The 13,716-nt window shown below is 53.0% G+C and carries 18 protein-coding genes; 17 read left to right on the forward strand and 1 reads right to left on the reverse strand.

Annotated features, from left to right (window positions below; translation table 11 throughout):
- The first annotated feature begins 7 nt into the window (after window positions 1–7).
- The 7 genes from KOG47_RS11250 (at window position 8) to KOG47_RS11280 (ending at window position 5,704) form a co-directional block, all read left to right on the forward strand.
- Entirely contained in the window at window positions 8–1,135 is a 1,128-nt protein-coding gene (locus tag KOG47_RS11250; protein WP_015880386.1) for an MFS transporter, read from the forward strand.
- Complete coding sequence (locus tag KOG47_RS11255; RefSeq protein WP_034780588.1) at window positions 1,116–1,403, forward strand: hypothetical protein; 288 nt, start codon at window positions 1,116–1,118, stop codon at window positions 1,401–1,403. Before KOG47_RS11250 ends, KOG47_RS11255 begins: the two co-directional genes overlap by 20 nt.
- Window positions 1,396–3,642: a molybdopterin oxidoreductase family protein gene (locus KOG47_RS11260; protein WP_015880387.1), complete on the forward strand. Its 2,247-nt coding sequence runs from the start codon at window positions 1,396–1,398 to the stop codon at window positions 3,640–3,642. The genes KOG47_RS11255 and KOG47_RS11260 overlap by 8 nt, the downstream gene beginning before the upstream one ends.
- The gene (locus KOG47_RS11265; RefSeq protein ID WP_015880388.1) at window positions 3,639–4,181 is read left to right on the forward strand and encodes a 4Fe-4S dicluster domain-containing protein; all 543 of its coding nucleotides are present in this window, start codon (window positions 3,639–3,641) and stop codon (window positions 4,179–4,181) included. Before KOG47_RS11260 ends, KOG47_RS11265 begins: the two co-directional genes overlap by 4 nt.
- A gap of 20 nt (window positions 4,182–4,201) precedes the next feature.
- On the forward strand, window positions 4,202–4,708 hold the full coding sequence (locus KOG47_RS11270; protein WP_015880389.1) for a QcrA and Rieske domain-containing protein: 507 nt from the start codon (window positions 4,202–4,204) through the stop codon (window positions 4,706–4,708).
- Complete coding sequence (locus KOG47_RS11275) at window positions 4,698–4,901, forward strand: hypothetical protein (protein ID WP_214784363.1); 204 nt, start codon at window positions 4,698–4,700, stop codon at window positions 4,899–4,901. Before KOG47_RS11270 ends, KOG47_RS11275 begins: the two co-directional genes overlap by 11 nt.
- 110 nt (window positions 4,902–5,011) lie before the next feature.
- The gene (locus KOG47_RS11280; protein WP_215244249.1) at window positions 5,012–5,704 is read left to right on the forward strand and encodes a Crp/Fnr family transcriptional regulator; all 693 of its coding nucleotides are present in this window, start codon (window positions 5,012–5,014) and stop codon (window positions 5,702–5,704) included.
- Here the strand turns inward: KOG47_RS11280 and KOG47_RS11285 are convergent, their stop codons facing one another.
- Complete coding sequence (locus KOG47_RS11285; RefSeq protein ID WP_214784360.1) at window positions 5,705–6,217, reverse strand: hypothetical protein; 513 nt, start codon at window positions 6,215–6,217, stop codon at window positions 5,705–5,707. It lies immediately after the preceding gene.
- A gap of 222 nt (window positions 6,218–6,439) precedes the next feature.
- Here KOG47_RS11285 and KOG47_RS11290 point away from each other — a divergent pair, with 222 nt between their 5' ends.
- The 10 genes from KOG47_RS11290 (at window position 6,440) to KOG47_RS11335 (ending at window position 13,700) form a co-directional block, all read left to right on the forward strand.
- Complete coding sequence (locus KOG47_RS11290) at window positions 6,440–7,756, forward strand: MFS transporter (RefSeq protein WP_211781932.1); 1,317 nt, start codon at window positions 6,440–6,442, stop codon at window positions 7,754–7,756.
- 63 nt (window positions 7,757–7,819) lie between these two features.
- Window positions 7,820–8,827: a GTP 3',8-cyclase MoaA gene (gene moaA, locus KOG47_RS11295; RefSeq protein ID WP_074035052.1), complete on the forward strand. Its 1,008-nt coding sequence runs from the start codon at window positions 7,820–7,822 to the stop codon at window positions 8,825–8,827.
- A gap of 5 nt (window positions 8,828–8,832) precedes the next feature.
- Window positions 8,833–9,336, forward strand: a complete 504-nt coding sequence (locus KOG47_RS11300) for a MogA/MoaB family molybdenum cofactor biosynthesis protein (RefSeq protein WP_214784613.1) — start codon at window positions 8,833–8,835, stop codon at window positions 9,334–9,336.
- Entirely contained in the window at window positions 9,333–9,881 is a 549-nt protein-coding gene (locus tag KOG47_RS11305) for a molybdenum cofactor guanylyltransferase (protein ID WP_215244250.1), read from the forward strand. The genes KOG47_RS11300 and KOG47_RS11305 overlap by 4 nt, the downstream gene beginning before the upstream one ends.
- Window positions 9,881–11,116 (forward strand): molybdopterin molybdotransferase MoeA, encoded by a 1,236-nt coding sequence (locus tag KOG47_RS11310; protein WP_015880397.1) that lies wholly within the window; start codon window positions 9,881–9,883, stop codon window positions 11,114–11,116. Before KOG47_RS11305 ends, KOG47_RS11310 begins: the two co-directional genes overlap by 1 nt.
- Window positions 11,092–11,568, forward strand: a complete 477-nt coding sequence (gene mobB, locus KOG47_RS11315; protein WP_215244251.1) for a molybdopterin-guanine dinucleotide biosynthesis protein B — start codon at window positions 11,092–11,094, stop codon at window positions 11,566–11,568. The genes KOG47_RS11310 and mobB overlap by 25 nt, the downstream gene beginning before the upstream one ends.
- Window positions 11,546–12,001, forward strand: a complete 456-nt coding sequence (locus KOG47_RS11320) for a molybdenum cofactor biosynthesis protein MoaE (protein WP_015880399.1) — start codon at window positions 11,546–11,548, stop codon at window positions 11,999–12,001. Before mobB ends, KOG47_RS11320 begins: the two co-directional genes overlap by 23 nt.
- On the forward strand, window positions 11,998–12,225 hold the full coding sequence (locus tag KOG47_RS11325) for a MoaD/ThiS family protein (protein WP_215244252.1): 228 nt from the start codon (window positions 11,998–12,000) through the stop codon (window positions 12,223–12,225). The genes KOG47_RS11320 and KOG47_RS11325 overlap by 4 nt, the downstream gene beginning before the upstream one ends.
- A gap of 3 nt (window positions 12,226–12,228) precedes the next feature.
- On the forward strand, window positions 12,229–12,693 hold the full coding sequence (gene moaC, locus KOG47_RS11330; protein ID WP_015880401.1) for a cyclic pyranopterin monophosphate synthase MoaC: 465 nt from the start codon (window positions 12,229–12,231) through the stop codon (window positions 12,691–12,693).
- A complete protein-coding gene (locus tag KOG47_RS11335) occupies window positions 12,690–13,700 on the forward strand; it encodes a ThiF family adenylyltransferase (RefSeq protein ID WP_215244253.1) in 1,011 nt (336 codons plus the stop codon). The genes moaC and KOG47_RS11335 overlap by 4 nt, the downstream gene beginning before the upstream one ends.
- Window positions 13,701–13,716 lie beyond the last annotated feature (16 nt).

Consider the following 13,716-nt stretch of genomic DNA (forward strand, 5'->3'; position numbering starts at 1 on the left):
AACACATATGTCCGATCGTTATTTTTATTCGACCGCCGCAAAGTGGTCGTTCGTAGGATTCACCGTCTTGGTGCTCTCGACATGGATCGCCTCGGCAGGATTTGAGCACGTAGACATGGCGCTGTTCGGCTACTATATCGCCGCCGTCATTTGCATGATTGGGATGGTCGTCCGCTTGACGTTATTTTTTGCACGGCCGGCCACCTCACAAGTATTGAAGCGGAGCCTCAAACAAATGAAGGCAGAAAAGAAACGGGCCGGTAAAGCCGTCGCCACGACAACTGTCAATAACATCGTCTTACAGAAGTTCATCTGGGAACGTGGTTGGTACCGCTGGACCCAACATATGTTGATTGCCTGGGGATGTCTCGGGTCGTTCGCCATCACATTCGGGCTGACGTTCCAATGGATGCGGTTTGATTTGATTGATATCGAGACGTATCAGATTGTCGTCTTTAACATCCCGACCATCAAGATGGCTGCGCACGGGTTGTTCGCGGAGCTCGTCTATAACGGGTTGAACATCACCGCGCTCATGTTGCTCGTCGGCGTGCTCATGGCACTCTATCGCCGAATCAACGACCAGGACGTGAAAGTGACCCAGCGGTTCGAATTTGATATTTTACCGCTCCTCATGTTGCTCATCGTCACTGTCTCGGGGTTGTTGTTGACCGTTTCGTACGTGTTCTTCGGAGGCTTCATCCATCACGAGCTCGCCTTGTTCCATCAATTGACCGTCATCATCTTTTTATGTTACTTCCCGTTCGGTAAACTGTTCCACTTGCCGGTCCGACCGATGGCGGCCAGCGTCCCGATGAACTACCGGGAAGTCGAAGCGGATGAGACCCGTGTCTGCGCCGGGTGCGGGACACGTTATGCGACGGACAATCAAGTCGAGGACGTCCAAGCGATTTTGCAAGCACAGACGATCCAGCTCGGGCTCAGTGACGGGACCCAGCTCTCCGATTACTGCCAACCGTGTCGACGTTCGATGCGTGTGAAGATGCAATTGAACTTGATGAACGGACAGTTACCGACACACCCGGTCGATACGAACACAGGCATGTCGATGCCAGGATTCGGCCGACCGAAGGAGACGAAAGGTGAGGCAAAAGATGAGACACCTGTGCGTTAAGTGCGGCGAACCGACCGGCACGCTTGAAGAGATTGAACAAGTGAAACAATTGCTCGAAGGGTCGGACCAACTCGTAAAAGTCGATGCGGCGCACACGGTCCAAGACCTCTGTCACGGCTGTCGTCGTCGGGCCCGGCTCGATTCGGCGCTCGGACGGCCTGGAAGTGACGGGATGCATTATCCGCTTCAAACGATTAACGGCTATCACGTCAGTGGATTTTCAAAACGAAGAGCGGAAACGTTCTATGGAGGGGAAGACGATGAGTGACTTTTTAACGTCGCCAGAAGTACAGAACTTAATCAAACCAGGCGAAAAATTGATTACAACCCATTGCTGTTACTGTGGCATGCAGTGCGGCATGCATATCCGGGTCGATGAGAAAACCGGGGCCGTCAAAGGCGTTGAACCACGCTACGATTTCCCGGTCAACAAAGGAAAACTTTGTCCGAAAGGCGTCACGGCCTATCAAACGATCGAACATCCGGACCGCATCATGACTCCGCTCATCAAACGGAACGGCAAGTTTGAGAAAGCGACATGGGAAGAAGCACTCGACGTCATCGAAGCAAACTTTAAACGCATTCAACGAGAGCATGGGAAAGATGCGGTGTCCGTCTTCGGCGGCGTCTCGATGACGAATGAAAAATGTTACCTCGTCGGGAAGTATGCGCGGGTCGCACTCGGCACACGGTTCATCGATTACAACGGTCGCTTCTGCATGTCGTCAGCTGCCGGCGGTTTCTTAAAGACACTTGGGATTGACCGCGGAGCGACGCTTCCGTGGACGGAGTTCGAGCACGTCGACACATTCTTTGTCGCCGGTTCGAATATCGCCGAATGTCATCCGACGACGACGCAACATATTTGGAAGGCGAAAGACAAAGGCGCGAAAATCATCGTCGCCGACCCGCGTGAAATTCCGATGGCGCGCGTCGCCGATGTCCATCTCGATTTGAAGCCAGGGACGGATGCGGCGCTTGCGATGGGACTGCTCAACTTTTTAGTCGAACACGATTATGTTGATCAAGCGTACGTGGATGAGCGTTGCGATAACTATGAAGAGTTGAAAGCGTCGGTCCGAGACTGGACGCTCGAACGGACGAGTGAGGTGACCGGTGTCGCCATCGAAAAACTCGAGAAGGCCGGTCATATTTATGGGAAGAGCCCACGTTCGGTCATGTTGTTCGCTCGCGGCGTCGAACAACAGTCAAAAGGCGTCGACAATGTCTCGCTCTATACGTCGATGGCGCTCTTACGAGGCATGATTGGGAAGTTTGCTTCGGGCGTCGCCACGATGACGGGGCAAGGGAACGGGCAGGGTGGACGAGAACATGGACAAAAAGCAGACCTGTTACCAGGCTACCGAAAATTAACTGATCCGAAAGCCATTGAATATGTGAGCGGGGTTTGGGGCATCGATCCTTCCGAGATGCCAAAACCAGGTGTGTCCGCGTTCGAAATGTTCGATGAGATTCAAGCGGGAACGATTCGGGCGATGCACCTCATGTGTTCGAACCCAGCCGTTTCGGCACCGAACCTTCCGTACGTGTGGGACAGTTTCAACAAACTCGATTTCTTCGTCGTTAGTGACTTCTTCATGTCGGAATCTTGTGAGTTCGCTGATGTCGTCTTACCGGCTTGTTCGTGGGCCGAAGACGAAGGGACGACGACAAACTTAGAAGGACGAGTCATTCGGATCCGGAAAGTGCGCGAACCGCTCGGGGATTCGCTTCCAGACTGGGAAATCATGAAGCGGATCGCTGAGCGGATGGGACGCGGACAGTACTTCCCGTATGAGACGGCGCGTGACATCTGGGAAGAGTTCCGCATCGCGACGAAAGGTGGAGCGGCTGACTACTCTGGGATCACATGGGAACGAATCGACGACGAGTATGGTGTCTTTTGGCCATGTCCGTCCGAAGATCATCCCGGCACACCGACGATGTTCAAAGAACGGTTTGGAACGGCGAATGGAAAAGCAAATTTGCCTGTCGTCACATATCGGCCGGCCGGTGAATATGCGAATGAAGAATATCCGGTCACGCTCACGACAGGTCGGGTCGTCTTCCATTACTTATCGGGCAATCAGACGCGCCGTGTCGACTTCTTGAGCACGATGTCAAAACTGCCGTTCGTGGAGATCCATCCGGAGTTAGCATCAAGTTATGGCCTTCAAACGGGCGACAAAGTCGAGCTTCGCACACGTCGCGGGTCGATTGTCGTCGAAGCACGTTTGACGAAGGCGATTCGAAAAGATACGGTCTTCGTCCCTTATCATTGGGGCAAGGAGCTTGCCATCAATCAATTGACGAACCCGTGTCTCGATCCGATGTCACGCATGCCGGAGTTCAAGGTATGTGCGGTACAAATGAAAAAGTTACCGGCCAACACCCCGTTACACATTAATCCGTTGACGGTCCCGCTCGGATCAAGCGTGCCGTTCATGGCGGACCATGCGATTGCGACGAGCTGTCACGTCATGGATGAGGAGGTTCATACGAAATGAATAAGGTCATGTATTTAGAGTTTGAACGTTGTATCGGCTGTCGGGCCTGTCAGGCAGCTTGCCGCGAATGCGGGGACCACGAGGGGCTCGAGCGCAACTATGTGGATTATATCGATTTCTCGGAGAACCGTCAGACGTTCCCGATGATCTGTATGCAGTGTAAAAATCCGGCTTGTGCTCAAGTATGTCCGGCGAATGCGATTCAAATCACGCCAGAGGGCGTCGTGTTATCGGCTTCAGAAGAAAAATGTATCGGCTGCCGGAACTGTACGTTCGCTTGTCCGTTCGGGATTCCGAAGTTCGACTTTGAGAAGAATAAGATGTATAAGTGCGACATGTGTTACGACCGCTCCAAACATGATATCGCGCCGATGTGTGCGTCGGTTTGTCCGTCGGATGCGATTCGCTTCATCGACCATGACGAGATGATGCAACTCCGTCGTCAACGCGTCCAAATGAACATGATCGAAGGGAAAAAGCCTTCGCAAGACGATAAATGGAATTACGTCCCTGAATTCTTTGGCGTCTATTCCGATTGAGATGGAAAGGAAGATGACTTATGTCGAATGAATCAAAAGACCGGGAACGCTTATCCGAACTCGTCGATAACTTGAGTCGGGCCGATGACGTGAAACTGAATCGACGGGCGTTCATCAAATCAACGTTCGGCGCAGGTATCGCACTCGGTCTCGCGACTATCCCGTTCAATATCGCGGCCTTCGTTCGAAGCGAGCCGAGAACCGACCGTCAGTTCATCACGACGGTCGAGGCGCTAGAGCGCGGGAAATCACTCGAATTTGAATATCCGGGTACGGAACCATCGTTGCTCGTTCATTTAAAGAATGGTGAATTCGTCGCCTATAACAACAAATGCACTCATCTGCAGTGCCCAGTGTTTTATGTGGAGGAAGAAGATGTTCTTCTTTGTCCGTGCCATCGTGGTTACTTCGGTGTCGACGGCCAACCACAGGCCGGTCCGCCGCAGCGGGAACTCCCTAAAATCTTGCTTGAAATCGAGAACGGGAAGATTTTTGCGGTCGGAAGAGAGATTCATCATGGGGCGTAACGGTTGGAGTTTAATCGGATTGGTCATATTGCTCGCGACGAACATGATACTCTTGCAATATACAATTGAGAGCTACATGGTGTATGATCACGCCTCGATGCGACTGTATATGATCATCGCCGTCATCAATGTCGGATTGATCGGCTTATTATATCGATATTGGAAAAAAATTGAATATCGTATGAAAGAATAGTCCTCCCCTTGAAACGCTTCCAAATGTTGATTGCGTTTCGAGGGGGTTTGTGTTTAGAATGAAGGCAAGCTTTCATATGGCGCAACGTGTTTTAAGGAAGGTCGGTGGAAATGGCTCATTCAAATAAAGCGATGGTGCTCGAGGAAACAAAAAAATTGGCACATCGAATCATTCATGTCCCAAAAGGCGGTTTTCTGTTCCGAGAACAAGAAGACGCAGCTGAATTTTATATTGTAAAGAGTGGACTGATTCAAATTTCGAAATTGACGGAAAATGGAAAAGAATTGACGTTACGTTGTTTAAGCGCTGAGGCTTGTTGCGGAGAGTTGACGTTATTCGCAATCGAACCAAAATATTTATTTAACGCCAAGGCGTTAGAAGATAGTGAAATTTATGCGGTCAAAATCGAGCGTATTGAAACGATGATTTTGTCGTCGAACCCGGAATTCGTCCGCGAGTTCATGGTCATGATCAACGAACATATGCGGAAACAGCATACGAAATTTAGAGACTTGGTGTTGAACGGGAAAAAAGGAGCGCTCTACTCGACGCTCATTCGTATGGCGAACAGCTATGGGGTGGAAGTCGAAGACGGCATTCTCATCGACTTGAAACTGAAAAACCAAGAGCTCGCCAATTATTGCGGGACATCGCGTGAACGCGTGAATCGCATGTTGAACGAGCTCGCCCAAGAAGGAATTATTTCACTCCCTTCCCGTCAAATCATTATCCATGACCTCGACCGGTTGAAACTGCTCAACCATTGTGAGGACTGTCCGGTCTCGGTCTGTGTCATCGATTGATTACATTATGGCGGCAAGCGATAGCTCGCCTTCAAAATGCTCCAATCCATCGGCCTCGATTGTACAGGCCGATACATAAAACTCGCCATCTTCCATCAACTCATAAGACCGGAGCACGCCTTCGGCTAGCTTGATCCCGTTGGCGCGGACCTCGACGACGACACCTTCCATCGAGCGGACACGCGCTGCGGACAAAAAGTCGAGCCATCGTTTGAAATGGCGATAAACGGTGACCGTGGTCCCGTCCCCTAAGTAACCGATGACTGCCTGTGCGTCATCGATCGTCACGTCATGGTGAGTGTCGATCCGAACGAGCAAGGTGTGCAGCGCTTCTAGTTCTTCTAAAGGACTTTCAAGTGGGAATGTGATATCGAGCCCCGTCTCGGTGAACGCAGCCTCGGCAATCGCGACGCCGAAGACACGGAACACGTGGGCCCCGTCTTGACTGAAGAAATATGGTTGTAGCGCCAAGCGAACTTTGGGCGCACAGTGGATTTGAATGAGATGTGACAAATTAATCCCTCCTCTATTCCTTATCGTAAGGAATCGGGGAGGGTTTTTCTGTGTTCAATGTCACAGAAACAAAAGATAGGCGATTTTGTCACAGATTGATGACAGGGTGAGAAAAAAACTCAAGATGCGAAATAAGTGTGAAAGAAGGCACACTTTTTTAAGAGGACGGTCGATAGGATGGGATTAGGGTACGAATTGAACCGTTAAGAGGAGGAATAGACCATGCAACAATTAGACAAAGGGTCACACGCACTCGCCGAGTGGAAGCCAGAGGATGTGGGATTTTGGGAAGGAACGGGAAAACAAGTCGCCAATCGGAACTTGCTCGTTTCGGTCCCGGCACTGACGCTTGCATTCATCGTCTGGCAAATGTGGTCGGTCGCAGCCGTCCAATTGAATTCGATCGGGTTTAGCTTTACGCAAGGCCAGTTGTTCACGTTGGCCGCACTGCCTGGACTTGTCGGGGCGACGTTGCGCTTTTTCTATACGTTCGCAAACAGTATATTCGGCGGTCGGAACTGGACGATCTTCTCGACATCGATTTTGTTGTTGCCGCTCCTAGGCATCGCCTATGCCGTTCAAAACGTCAATACGCCGTATTGGGTATTCATGATTTTGGCCGCACTTTGCGGACTAGGCGGCGGAAACTTCTCGTCATCAAACGCCAACATCGGCGCGTTTTATCCGAAAGCGAAAAAAGGGACGGCGCTAGGGATTAACGGAGGCATCGGGAACTTGGGCGTCTCGCTCGTCCAATTGATCACACCGCTCGTCATCACGACAAGTATTTTCGGGTTCATCGGCGGGAACGCCCTCGTGACCGAGACCGGCGAAGAGATTTGGCTTCAAAACGCCGCGCTCCTTTGGGTCGTGCCGACCATCATTTTGACGGTCTGCGCATACTTGTTCATGGATAACTTACCGACCGCTCGTCAATCGCTTCGTGAACAGGCGAGCGTGTTTAAAGACAAACATTTTTGGATTCAAACATTGCTCTACACGGCGGCGTTCGGTTCCTTCATTGGATATGCCGCAGCGTTCCCGATGATTTTAAAGTTAAAGTTCCCTGAGTCGGACTTGATGGCGCTCGCCTTCCTTGGTGCATTCCTTGGCGCCTCTTCGCGTCCGTTCGGGGGCTGGATCAGTGATAAGATCGGAGCGGCCAAAGTGACATTGATCGTGTTCGGAATCATGGCGCTCGGTACGATCAGTGTCATCATGGCCATCACGAACAGCAACTTGACGATGTTTTTCATCTCCTTCGTCGTCTTGTTCATCGCAACAGGACTCAACTCTGGAGCGACGTTCGCGATGATTCCCCACGTGTTCGTGGCGACGAAGACACCGGCCGTCGTCGGATTCTCGGCAGCGTTTGCTGCTTACGGCGCATTCTTCATTCCGAAGATGTTCGGTTGGTCGCTCGAGCTCGTCGGTTCGTTCAACGGTGCGTTGTTCGTCATGCTAGGGCTCTATGCGATCTCGATTGCCACCACAATTTATTATTACTTGCGCAGCGGTGCTGAGAAGCCGATTCGCTGACAAATCGACGCAGGGACTGTGAGGGTCCCTGCTGTCGTTGATGGATAGAAAGGATGAACCAAGATGACACCATGGACCGATCGACGGAGACGACCGTTGGAAGACTTACGCATCTCAGTCATTGATAAATGCAACTTTCGTTGCCGATACTGCATGCCGGAAGAAGCGTTCCGCCACCACCAATTTTTAAAACGAGATGAGTTGTTATCGTTTGACGAGATCGAGCGCTTCGTTCGCATCATCGCCCCACACGGCGTGAAAAAAGTGCGTCTGACCGGGGGCGAACCTCTACTCAGGCCGAATCTCGATGAACTGATTCGCCGCCTTCGCGCGGTCACGACCATCGAGACTATCGGGTTGACGACGAACGGCGTCTATTTAGAACGGATGGCGAAAGTGTTGAAGCAAGCTGGGCTCGACCGGGTCAACGTCAGTCTAGACGCCTTATCGGCCGAGACGTTCGGGATGATGAACGGACGCGGCACGTCGCCCGAGACGGTATTACGAGGAATCGATGAGGCGAAACGGCAAGGGCTCGAAGTGAAAGTGAACATGGTCGTCCGAAAAGGCTGGAACGATCATGAAGTCGCCTCGATGGCCGCTTATTTCAAAGAACGGAACATCACACTCCGTTACATCGAGTTCATGGATGTCGGCACGGCGAATGAATGGAACGTCGAACATGTCGTGTCGTCTGAATCGATTCTTGAGGTGTTGAAACAACGAAATGGATTACTTGAACCGCTTGCACCCGAAACACTAGGAGAAGTCGCGCAACGTTACCGTTACACGGATGGGGCGCAAGTCGGCTTCATCTCTTCGGTCAGCCAACCGTTCTGCGGAACGTGTACGCGAGGTCGCCTATCGAGTGACGGCAAATGGTACACGTGCCTGTTCGCAGAAGACGGGACCGATATCCGTGAATTGCTCCGCAGTGGGGCGAGCGATGAATTGATTGCCATGACACTAAAAATGGTATGGGAAGTACGGGACGACCGCTATTCGGAAGAACGGTCGCGAACTGGGAGTCGGACGCGAAACCGAATTGAAATGAGTTATATCGGAGGATGAAGACGATGCAAGCACACAACCATGTACATCAAAACACACAGCGTGTCCGGGCAGCGATTTTGACGATCTCGGATACGCGAACACTCGATACGGACGTGTCTGGCGAACATATTTGTACGCTATTAAAAGAAGAAGCACATACGGTCACATACCGTGAGATCACGAAAGATGACTCATTTGAAATCGAAGCGGCCGTCAGACGAATGGTCGCTGAGAAGATGGACGTCATCTTGACGACCGGGGGAACGGGCATCACGAAACGGGACGTCACCATTGAGACGATTCGACCGCTGCTTGACCGAGAAATGGTCGGCTTCGGCGAGTTGTTCCGTTATGTCAGCTTCACGGAAGATATCGGACCGGCGGCGATGTTGTCGCGAGCTTTAGCAGGACGCATCGGGGATACGATCATCTTTTCGATGCCAGGGTCGCGAGGCGCCGTCGACTTGGCGATGACTCGCTTGATTCTCCCTGAGCTCTCCCATATCGTCTGGGAAGCGACGCGATGATCGGCATCGTTTTGGCAGGCGGAAAATCGCGCCGGTTCGGATCCCCTAAATGGCAAGCCTGTTATGAGGACATCTCGTTTGAAGAGCGGGCGCGACAGACACTCGCTACAACGACGACTTCCCAATGGAGCGTCGTACCGGCCGGACAGTCGATGACCTCATATCAACTTGAAGATGACATGGAATGGCGCGGCATGGGACCGCTCGCTGGCATCATCACCGTCATGCGGCACGTCCCGTCTGATTGGTATGCCGTCTGTGCGTGTGATACGCCCTTGTTGCCGCCGACCGTTTACGAACGGCTTGCGACGGAACGCGGGAAGCAGCCGGTTGTCGCCTACGCAGATAATCGAATCCATCCGCTCATCGCCTTGTATCCCCGCTCGATACTGTTCCAGTTCGAAGCCGCTTTACGTCGAGGCGAACGGGCGGTCATGCCTCACTTGACAGAGGCGACAATCGTCTCGTTTGCTGAACGGGACTGGTTTAAAAATGTGAACACACCGAGTGATTATGAAGAATTGCTAGGAAAGGAAGTGGAGTAATGGAAAAGATGTCGACGCTATTTCGTAAGCCGCTCGCCGTTGACGAGGCGGTCATCCGTGTCCAAGAAGCGACGGGGAAAGGTCGGACGGAAACGGTACCGTTGTATCGAGCGAACGGCCGGATTTTAGCGATGGATCTCACTGCGACGCATGACGTTCCAGCATTTAATAAATCTCCGTATGACGGTTTTGCTGTCCAGTCCGCGGATTTGTTGAGAGCGAGCCGCGATGAACCGGTGACATTACCCATTCAATACGTTCAGGGAGCCGGACACGTCGGAGAACCGCTCCGCGCCGGCGAGGCGATTCGCATCATGACCGGGGCAAAAATTCCAGACGGAGTCGATGCGGTCGTCATGCTCGAGCTCGCACAAGCGGATGAACGAGTCGTGACGTTCAAGCGACCGGCCCGCGATGCCAATATTTCCTATCGTGGGGAAGATATGACGGCGGGGACGAATATCGTTGACCGAGGCACCCGCATTAATCCGGGCGTCATCGCCTTGCTCGCTACGTTCGGGTATGAGCAGGTCGACGTATACGTAAAACCGCACATCACCGTGTTTGCGACCGGTGATGAGCTCGTTGAACCGGGACAGAAAAAAACCGATGGGCAAATCTATAATTCGAATGCATATATGATTCTCGCTCAAATCGAGGCACTCGGTGGCGCGGCGACATATGGCGGTATCTTGCCGGATACGTTCGCTTCGACAAAGCGGGCGATTGACGAGGCACTTCGGACGAGTGATGCCGTCGTCACGACAGGCGGGGTATCGGTCGGAGATTTTGATTATTTACCGGATGTATATGAGGCGCTCGGGGCGACGGTGCTGTTTAATAAAGTTGGGATGCGGCCAGGGTCCGTCACGACGGTCGCGCACGTCGAACATCGGTTGTTGTTTGGATTATCCGGGAATCCGTCGGCGTGTTTTGTCGGAACGGAACTGTTTGTCGGCACGTATATGAAGACGTTATTCGGGCAAGCGGAGCGACCTGTCATCCAGGCGGAACTTGGTGTCGATTTCCCGAAAACGAATCCGTTCGACCGGTTCGTGCGTGGACATGTGACGATTGATGCGACCGGGCAGACGGTGGTTCATCCGAGCGGGAAAGACAAGTCGGGCATCGTCTCCTCACTCGCGACGTGTAACGCGTTGATTCATCTGCCAGGCGGAACGAGAGGGTTTCAAAAAGGGGACTCGGTGCGATGTCGAATCATCGATCAGCTTTGATTTTACAAGTGGTCGGCTATCAAAATAGCGGTAAAACATCGTTCGTTTCTGAGCTGACAGCACGCTTGTCGGCGACGGGGCTCTGTGTCGGTGTCATCAAACACCACGGTCACGGAGGGACGTTCGACTTGCCGATGACGGACTCGCATCGTCACGCGTTGGCTGGTGCCGTGCTATCGAGTGTGATCGGTGAAGACGGGACGTTAATCGAGTGGCAAGCGGTCGACACGTTTGAGTTGCTCCTCAACTGGTACGAGGCGCACGTCGACATCGTGATCATCGAGGGATACAAACGGAAAGATTATCCGAAAGTGGTGCTCGTGCGAGACGGGCATGAACAACCGGTCGATGTGACGAACGTGATCGCGCGCGGAGATTCCGTGGCAGACAAGGACCGGTTGATGCGTTTAGTGGAAAGGTGGATGGAGAATGAAATGGTATCAAGTGAATGAACATCCGCTCGAACCGATGGCGCTTTACGAAACGGTCCGGCATCGAAACGTCGGGGCGGTCGTGCTGTTTATCGGGACGGTGCGAGAAATGACGGGTTCCAAACAGACTGAGCTCTTGGAGTATGAATCATACGTACCGATGGCCGAGAAGATGCTCGAACAAATCGCGAAAGAAGTGGCGGAACGTTGGCCTGGTGCGTTGACGGCGATCCATCACCGGATTGGACGACTCGATATCATGGAAGAAGCGGTCGTCATCGCGACGAGTTCTTCCCATCGCGCCGACGCATACGAGGCGAATCGTTACGCCATCGAACGGATTAAAGAAATTGTCCCAATTTGGAAACGGGAGCATTGGACCGACGGCACGAAATGGATGGGTGATCAAAAAGAACAACACCCAGGACGCCCGGAAGGAGTGACGTACACATGATTGAGGTATTATGTTTTGCCCACGTGGCAGAAGAGTTGGCGGTCCGGTCCTATACCGTTTCGGCTCCACAAACAATCGCCGCCTTGCGAGCGGATTTGGCCGAGCGGGGCGTGTCGGGAGCGGGACGTCTCATGTTCGCGGTCAATGAGCGCTATGAGACGGACGAATATACGGTTGCAGACGGAGACACGGTCGCCGTCATTCCAATGGTGAGCGGAGGATAAACGATGGAACTGACACACATGAACGACCAAGGGCGGGCGCGGATGGTCGATGTCTCGGATAAACCGGAAACGACACGGACAGCTCGGGCCCGCACATCAGTTGAATTGAGCAGTGAACTGAAACAGCTCATCACGGATGGTGACCTTGCGAAAGGCGACGTGCTTGCTGTCGCCCAAGTGGCCGGGATTATGGCCGCCAAAGAGACGAGCCGCATCATCCCGATGTGTCACCCGCTCGCCTTGAAAAAAGTCGATTTAACATTCGAATGGGACGAGACACAGCTCATCATCGAGTCGTTCGTGAAGACGAAAGGTGATACCGGTGTTGAGATGGAAGCGTTGACGGCCGCATCGGTCGCAGCGTTGACCGTATACGATATGACGAAAGCGGTCGATAAAGGCATCGTCATCGGGCCGACATACTTGCTTGAGAAACAAGGCGGGAAGTCAGGGGACTACGTCCGATGACACATGTTCCGGAACGTTACGCGCGGCAGGCCCGGTTCCACGGTATCGGTGGGGACGGGCAAGAACGTCTGATGGTGAAACGAGTGCTCGTCGTCGGTCTCGGTGCGCTCGGAGCGGCCGTGAGCGATCAACTTGTTCGGGCCGGCGTCTCACTTATCCTCGTCGACCGCGACTATGTAGAGGTGACGAACTTACAACGACAGACGCTCTATACGGAACAGGACGCACGTGCCGAGACGCCGAAAGCGGTCGCGGCGCTCGAACGCCTGCGGACCATCAACTCAGACGTTGAGTTGGACGCGCAGATCGCCGACGTATCGTGGGATTGGCTTCGGCCTTTGCCGCCCGTTGATCTCGTCTTGGACGCGACCGATAACGTCGAGACACGTCTTCTATTGAACGATTTCGCACTCGAGCGCGGCATTCCGTTCTTGTTTGCCTCTTGTGTCGGGGCATACGGCATGAACTACACGGTGATGCCGGAAGAAGCGCCGTGTCTTCGTTGTCTCATGCGTCATTTGCCGTTAGCCGGACAGACGTGCGCGACAGCGGGGGTGGTGGCTCCCATCGTGCAACATGTGGCGAGTCGTCAAGCCGTCGAGGCGTTGAAATATTTGACCGGGCGTCATGAACAAATGGAACGTCGACTGTTGATTGAAGACATGTGGGAGAATCAGTCACAGCGGCTCGATGTCGCACGGCTCGTCGACGTGTCTTGCCCGTCTTGTCAGGCCCATGACTACCCGAGTCTTGTTTCAAGTCGACAGCAGACAGCGCTCCTATGTGGTCGCGATGTCGTCCAAGTCCGTCGCTCCATCGAAGGGCTTGACCCGATTGCGCATCAACTCGAGCGGGCGGACATCACCGTGAAGCAGACCCCGTTCACGTTAGAATGGCGATGGCGGAATCATCGGATGCTCTTGTTCAAAGACGGAAGGGTTCTCGTCCATGGCGTTGACGATGCGCATGTCGCGGTCGCGATGGTCGATGAATGTCTTGGTACGTAATTCATCGCATCATAGA

The sequence above is a fragment of the Exiguobacterium sp. s121 genome, from assembly GCF_018617245.1.
GTDB lineage: Bacteria > Bacillota > Bacilli > Exiguobacteriales > Exiguobacteriaceae > Exiguobacterium > Exiguobacterium profundum.